This window comes from Pseudomonas sp. 21615526 (assembly GCF_013386245.1).
In the GTDB taxonomy this organism is placed as follows: domain Bacteria; phylum Pseudomonadota; class Gammaproteobacteria; order Pseudomonadales; family Pseudomonadaceae; genus Aquipseudomonas.
Genome location: NZ_JACAOM010000056.1, coordinates 20,691 through 27,204 on the forward strand (window position 1 = coordinate 20,691; position 6,514 = coordinate 27,204).

7 protein-coding genes are annotated in these 6,514 nt (G+C 62.1%); 6 read left to right on the forward strand and 1 reads right to left on the reverse strand.

The window, feature by feature from the left end; translation table 11 throughout:
• The first annotated feature begins 21 nt into the window (after window positions 1-21).
• The 6 genes from HX786_RS16955 to ureC all read left to right on the forward strand — a co-directional run bounded on the left by HX786_RS16955 (window position 22) and on the right by ureC (window position 4,513).
• A complete protein-coding gene (locus tag HX786_RS16955; protein ID WP_102367999.1) occupies window positions 22-861 on the forward strand; it encodes an urease accessory protein UreD in 840 nt (279 codons plus the stop codon).
• 148 nt (window positions 862-1,009) lie between these two features.
• Window positions 1,010-1,312 (forward strand): urease subunit gamma, encoded by a 303-nt coding sequence (ureA, locus tag HX786_RS16960; RefSeq protein ID WP_003217383.1) that lies wholly within the window; start codon window positions 1,010-1,012, stop codon window positions 1,310-1,312.
• A 9-nt stretch (window positions 1,313-1,321) separates the two neighbouring features.
• Complete coding sequence (locus HX786_RS16965) at window positions 1,322-1,843, forward strand: GNAT family N-acetyltransferase (RefSeq protein ID WP_178912362.1); 522 nt, start codon at window positions 1,322-1,324, stop codon at window positions 1,841-1,843.
• A gap of 5 nt (window positions 1,844-1,848) precedes the next feature.
• Entirely contained in the window at window positions 1,849-2,379 is a 531-nt protein-coding gene (locus HX786_RS16970) for an N-acetyltransferase (RefSeq protein WP_177039717.1), read from the forward strand.
• A complete protein-coding gene (locus HX786_RS16975; RefSeq protein WP_003217389.1) occupies window positions 2,376-2,684 on the forward strand; it encodes an urease subunit beta in 309 nt (102 codons plus the stop codon). Before HX786_RS16970 ends, HX786_RS16975 begins: the two co-directional genes overlap by 4 nt.
• 128 nt (window positions 2,685-2,812) lie before the next feature.
• Complete coding sequence (gene ureC / locus HX786_RS16980; protein ID WP_003217391.1) at window positions 2,813-4,513, forward strand: urease subunit alpha; 1,701 nt, start codon at window positions 2,813-2,815, stop codon at window positions 4,511-4,513.
• Here ureC and HX786_RS16985 read toward each other — a convergent pair.
• The coding region (locus HX786_RS16985) for an NEL-type E3 ubiquitin ligase domain-containing protein (protein WP_306172581.1) at window positions 4,510-6,514 on the reverse strand (2,005 nt) is incomplete at its 5' end. The genes ureC and HX786_RS16985 overlap by 4 nt on opposite strands.

The window sequence follows — 6,514 nt, forward strand, 5'->3', positions numbered from 1 at the left end:
TCCTAACGATAAGCACTGACCATGACCCTACCTGCCCCCACCGCGCTGTTCACCCCAAGCTGGCACGCCGAGCTGGAACTCGGCTACGCGCGTTTCGGCGACACCACGCGCCCGGTGATGCGCCGCCACCTCGGCCCGCTGCGGGTGCAAAAGCATCTGTACGCCGAAGGCCCCGAGGTGTGCCAGCACATCATCGTGCACCCGCCGGGCGGGATTGCCGGCGGTGATCGTCTCGATATCAGCACCCATGTCGCCGAAGGTGCGTGGGCGCAACTGACCAGCCCCGGCGCGGCCAAGTGGTACCGCGCCGGCGGGCCGGCGTATCAGAAACTGGAGCTGACGGTTGAGGCGGGCGCGACGCTGGAATGGCTGCCGCAGGAGACCATCGTGTTCAGCGCTGCCCAGGCCGAACTCACCACCCGCATCGACCTGCAAGGCGATGCCCGGCTGTTTTACTGGGACGTGGTCGCCCTCGGGCGCCCCGCCAGCGGCGAGCGTTTCGACCTCGGGCACTTCCAGTCGCACCTGGATATCCGCCGCGACGGCCAGTTGATTTGGCATGAGCGCCAGCGCATTGTGGGCGCCGACGGTTTGCTCGACTCACCCATCGGGCTGGACGGGCAACCGGTGTTTGCGACCTTGCTGGTGACCGGCGAAATCGACCCTGAACTGCTCGAACAATGTCGCTCCCTGCCCCACCCGGTACGCGGCGACCTGACCCAATTGCCCGGCCTGCTGGTGGCCCGCTGCCTGGCCAGTGAAGCGCTGCTGGCGCGAGCCTGGCTGATCGCACTGTGGCGCCTGCTGCGCCCGGCCGTGCTGGGCCGCGAGGCTGTATCACCGAGAATCTGGAGCACATGAAGATTAAAAATGTGGGAGCGGGCTTGCTCGCGAATGCAGTGGGTCAGGCAAAGATGCATTCACTGACACACCGCATTCGCGAGCAAGCCCGCTCCCACATTGGATCTCCGGTGTTTTTACGAATGTATTTCATAGTGGACCTTGAACGATGGACCTGACCCCACGGGAAAAAGACAAACTGCTGATCTTCACCGCCGGCCTGGTAGCCGAGCGACGGTTGGCGCGCGGTGTGAAGCTCAACTACCCGGAAACCATCGCCTACATCTCCGCCGCGTTGATGGAAGGCGCCCGCGATGGCCGCACCGTCGCCGAGCTGATGCACTTCGGCACCACCCTGCTCACCCGCGAACAGGTGATGGAAGGCATCCCGGAAATGATCCCGGACATCCAGGTGGAAGCCACCTTCCCCGACGGCACCAAGCTGGTCACCGTCCACCAACCCATCGCCTGAGGCCCGACCATGTCCTTTTTGATTCGTGATGCGGTGCACGCCGATTTGCCAGGGATTCGCGATATCTACAACGACGCGGTGCTCAACACCACGGCGATCTGGAACGAACAACCGGTAGACCTGGGCAACCGCCAGGCCTGGTTCAGCGCTCGTCAGTCGCAGTTTTATCCGGTCCTGGTGGCCTTCGAAGACGAGCAGGTCATCGGCTATGCCTCGTTCGGCGACTGGCGGCCCTTCGAAGGCTTTCGCCACACCGTCGAACACTCGGTGTACGTGCGCAACGACCAGCGCGGCAAAGGCCTCGGCCCACAGTTGATGCAGGTGCTGATCGAGCGGGCGAAAACCTGCGACAAACACGTGATGGTCGCCGCCATCGAAAGCGGCAACCAGGCCTCGATCCGCCTGCATGAGCGCCTGGGTTTCATCACCACCGGGCAGATGCCCCAGGTCGGCACCAAGTTCGGCCGCTGGCTGGACCTGACCTTCATGCAACTGACGCTCAACCCAGGCGCTGTGCCGCCCAAGGAGTGACACCGATGAACGCCCAACTGCGTCGAGTCAATGCCGAAAGTTTTGCCCATTACCGCCCGGGTTTGATTGAGCTGTTGCTGGACGCCGTGAAGCACGGCGCATCGGTGGGCTTCATGGCCGACTTCGATGAAGCCCAGGCCGGCACTTATCTCAACGGCGTGCAGGCCAGCCTCACCGATGGCAGCCTGCTGCTGTGGGTGGTGGTGCGTGATGAACACGTCATCGCCAGCGTGCAATTGGCGCTGTGCATGAAAGCCAATGGCCTGAACCGCGCCGAAGTGCAGAAGTTGCTGGTGCACAGCGAGGCCCGGCGCCGTGGCCTTGGCCAGCAACTGATGAGCGCCCTGGAACTGAGCGCCCGCCAGTACAAACGCGGGCTGCTGTATCTGGACACCGAAGCCGGCTCCGGCGCCGAAGCCTTCTACCAGTCGCTGCGTTATACCAAGATCGGTGAATTGCCCAACTACTGCCAAAGCCCGGACGGGCGCTACACCCCGACCGCCATCTACTTCAAGACCCTGGGGCAACCTGCATGATTCCTGGCGAATTTCAGATCCAGCCTGGCGACATCGAACTCAACGTGGGCCGGCGCACCGCCACCCTGAGCGTGGCCAACAGCGGCGACCGGCCGATCCAGGTCGGTTCCCACTATCACTTTTTCGAGACCAACGACGCACTGACGTTCGACCGTGCCGCCAGCCGTGGCATGCGCCTGAACATCCCGGCCGGCACCGCCGTGCGCTTTGAGCCGGGGCAGAGTCGTGAAGTGGAACTGGTTGAGCTGAGTGGCAAACGCCGGGTGTTCGGGTTTGCCGGGCGCATCATGGGCGACCTGGATTAATGATCGTTCCCACGCTCTGCGTGGGCATGCATCCTGTGACGTTCCGCGTCACGACCTTCAAGAGCGGACGCAGAGCGTCCAGGGCGACATTCCCACGCAGAGCGTGGGAACGATCAGGAACTAAACACATGAAGATTTCCAGACAAGCCTACGCCGACATGTACGGCCCCACCGTGGGTGACAAGGTCCGCCTGGCCGACACCGAGCTGTTCGTCGAAGTCGAACAGGACTTCACCGTCTACGGCGAAGAAGTGAAGTTCGGCGGCGGCAAGGTGATCCGTGATGGCCAGGGCCAGAGCCAACTGCTCGCCCATGAGGTGGTCGACACCCTGATCACCAACGCGCTGATCATCGACCACTGGGGCATCGTCAAGGCTGACGTCGGCCTGAAAAACGGCCGCATCGCTGCCATCGGCAAGGCCGGCAACCCGGACATCCAGCCCGGCGTGACCATCTGCGTCGGCGCCAGCACCGAAGTGATTGCCGGTGAGGGCATGATCCTCACCGCCGGCGGCATCGACACCCACATCCACTTCATTTGCCCACAGCAAATCGAAGAAGCACTGACCAGCGGCGTCACCACCATGATCGGCGGCGGCACCGGGCCGGCCACCGGCACCAACGCCACCACCTGCACCTCCGGCCCATGGCACTTGGCGCGCATGCTCCAGGCCTCCGACTCGTTCCCGATGAACATCGGCTTCACCGGCAAGGGCAACGCCAGCCTGCCGGAGCCGTTGATCGAACAAGTGAAGGCCGGTGCCATTGGCTTGAAGCTGCACGAGGACTGGGGCACCACGCCGGCGAGCATCGACAACTGCCTGAGCGTCGCCGACGAGTACGACGTGCAGGTGGCGATCCACAGCGACACCCTCAACGAATCCGGCTTTGTCGAAACCACCCTCGCCGCCTTCAAGGGCCGCACCATCCACACCTACCACACCGAAGGTGCCGGTGGCGGTCACGCGCCAGACATCATCAAGGCCTGTGGCTTCCCCAACGTGCTGCCCAGCTCCACCAACCCAACCCGGCCGTTCACCCGCAACACCATCGACGAACACCTGGACATGTTGATGGTGTGCCATCACCTGGACCCGAGCATTGCCGAAGACGTGGCCTTTGCCGAAAGCCGCATCCGCCGCGAAACGATTGCCGCCGAAGACATCCTTCATGACCTCGGCGCGTTCTCGATGATCAGCTCCGACAGCCAGGCCATGGGGCGGGTTGGCGAGGTGATCACACGCACCTGGCAGACCGCCGACAAGATGAAAAAACAGCGCGGGCGATTGCCTGGCGACGGCGAAGGCAATGACAACTTCCGCGCCAAACGCTACATCGCCAAGTACACTATCAACCCGGCGATTACCCACGGCATCAGCCACGAAGTGGGCTCGATTGAAGTGGGCAAGTGGGCCGACCTGGTGCTGTGGCGCCCGGCGTTTTTCGGGATCAAGCCGACGCTGATTCTCAAGGGCGGCGCGATTGCCTCAAGCCTCATGGGCGACGCCAACGCCTCGATCCCGACGCCGCAACCGGTGCACTACCGCCCGATGTTCGCCAGCTTCGGCAGCTCGCTGCACGCCACCAGCCTGACCTTTATCAGCCAGGCGGCGTTGGCGGCAGGCCTGCCGGAGCAGTTGGGGTTGAAGAAGCAGATCGCCGTGGTCAAGGGTTGCCGCGCGGTGCAGAAAACCGACTTGATCCACAACGATTACCTGCCGGATATCGAGGTTGACCCGCAGACCTACCAGGTCAAGGCCGATGGAGTATTGCTGTGGTGTGAGCCTGCGGATGTGTTGCCGATGGCGCAGCGTTACTTCTTGTTCTAAGCCCCAAATACGGCACTGATCGCCTGGTCGGTCAGTGTCGTGTTCAATGAGTTGAGTTCGCTGGTGATGCTGGCAAGCGAAGTGTCGTATTCAGCCCGACTCATGACGGTTCCCGGCAGGCTGTTACCGCGCGGCCGACCGAGGATATCGGCGGTCCTGGCGATGGTGTCGCTCAGGCCCTTCTTGGCCTCGGCAGACAAGCCGCCATCCCTGGCCCATTGCGCTTGCGCGTCCTCGTAGTCGAGCAACGCGTCAGATTTCCGGAAGATTCTCAAGTATTCCACCTTGTGGGCCCGCTCCAGAAACTCCCTCCACATCGGCTGCTCGATCAGGTTGGCGCGCAACTGATCCCCCTGGTCCAGCGCTGTCACCTGCTCGTACGCCGCCTCTACCATGGCCGGCGTCACATACTCTTCGCGGTACAGCATGGTTCTGGCCTGCCACGGCAAGTCCAGGCGAGAGGATAGCTGGGAGGTGTAAGCCAGGTAGATCTCGACCTCATCAATAGGCGGGATCTCATTGCCTGCGTTGTCGTAATGAGAGACCAACATGCCCTCCTGGTCATACTCCGTATACCTGGCGCCTTGACTGATCAATTGTGCCACGCGCGCATGAGCGATCCGCCCCAACTCCTCCAATCGCCACTTGCCCCTGGCCAACTTGAGCACGCTGCTTCTCACCGCATTCGCGTCTTCATTGGCATAGGCCGAGCGCAACAACACTTCAACCCCCATGGCATTGAACAACTGCGCCCCCGCATCCACGCAAGCCGTGGGGAACTGTGCCATGCGGAACAGCTCCTCTCGCAACTCGGCGTCTTCGCCCATGGCCTCCAGCATGCGCCATACTTTCGCAGTCAGCTCCGGCAGGTAGCGCTTGCCCTCGACTACGGCATCCCCTGATTTGGACAGGTAGCGAATTTCGTTGAAAAAAGCTTCAGAACCGAAGGCATCCTCCAGCCTTTGCCACAATTGCTGCTTGGATTCCCATTCCTCTTCGGTCAATCCCGTTTTCCAGAGTTTGCTATCGGCCCGGCCTTTGGGTGGAAGCTGACGATCCGGATCATTACCGGCTGCCTCGATATATAACCTGAAATCGCTCACGGCTTTAGTACTCAGTAGCTCTCGGGAGAGCGTCGTGCGCGCGATGATCCGGGCGTTATCAGAACCCGGCGCAAATACCGGTACGCGGATAAGCGCGTTCTCACGCAAATCCAGAATGAAATGCCGTGGGCGCGGCAGGCGAAACACGCTGGCAGGCCACTCCTCCAAATCTGTTTCAGCCAGCCACAGCTGGCGCAAATCAGGCATGCGACTCACGTCCGGCGCCAGACCCAATGGATTGCTTTCAAGCGACAGCTCCTTGAGCTGTTTCAGTTTGCTCAAGGCCATGACGCTCTCCTGACTCAGGACTATTTCATTGCCTCCCAGATACAACTCGGTCAGGTGCGGCATGGCGGCAATGGCCGGCGGCAGCCGCGTCAACCGGCAGGCTTGCACGGACAAGCTGCGCAGGCTGCGAAAGTTGGAAACAAACCCGTCGACGTCGTCACTGGTCAAGGCCATGCTGCGCAGGGTCAGCTTACTGACGTGATCAAAGTCGGCCGGCAATGGCGGCAGGGTGCGCAACTGCTGGCGCAATTCGACCCCATCCCACTTGATGGCCTGGCCGAGGTATCGACCATTGCCGTCGATATCCCGCACCCCGGTTCTGCGCCAGGCCGCCTCAATGGCCTTGACGATCCGGCCCCTGGCCCGATAAATCCGATCTGCCGCCTGGCCACTGGTCGACGCGCCTGCGCGAGCGCTAATCTGCCAGGTTCGCAACGTCTGAGTCAGGTTGCTGAATTCGCTTTCGAGTTCCTGTACCCAGGTGAGATCGAGTGGGTCGCCAAGAGGTCGCAACTCGGCAATTTCGTTGGCGGTGATGTCCGGGTACAAATTGCGAATGCGTGCCTGCAGGCTCCGCTCAAACGCCCACCCGCCGCGCCCGCTCAAGGGG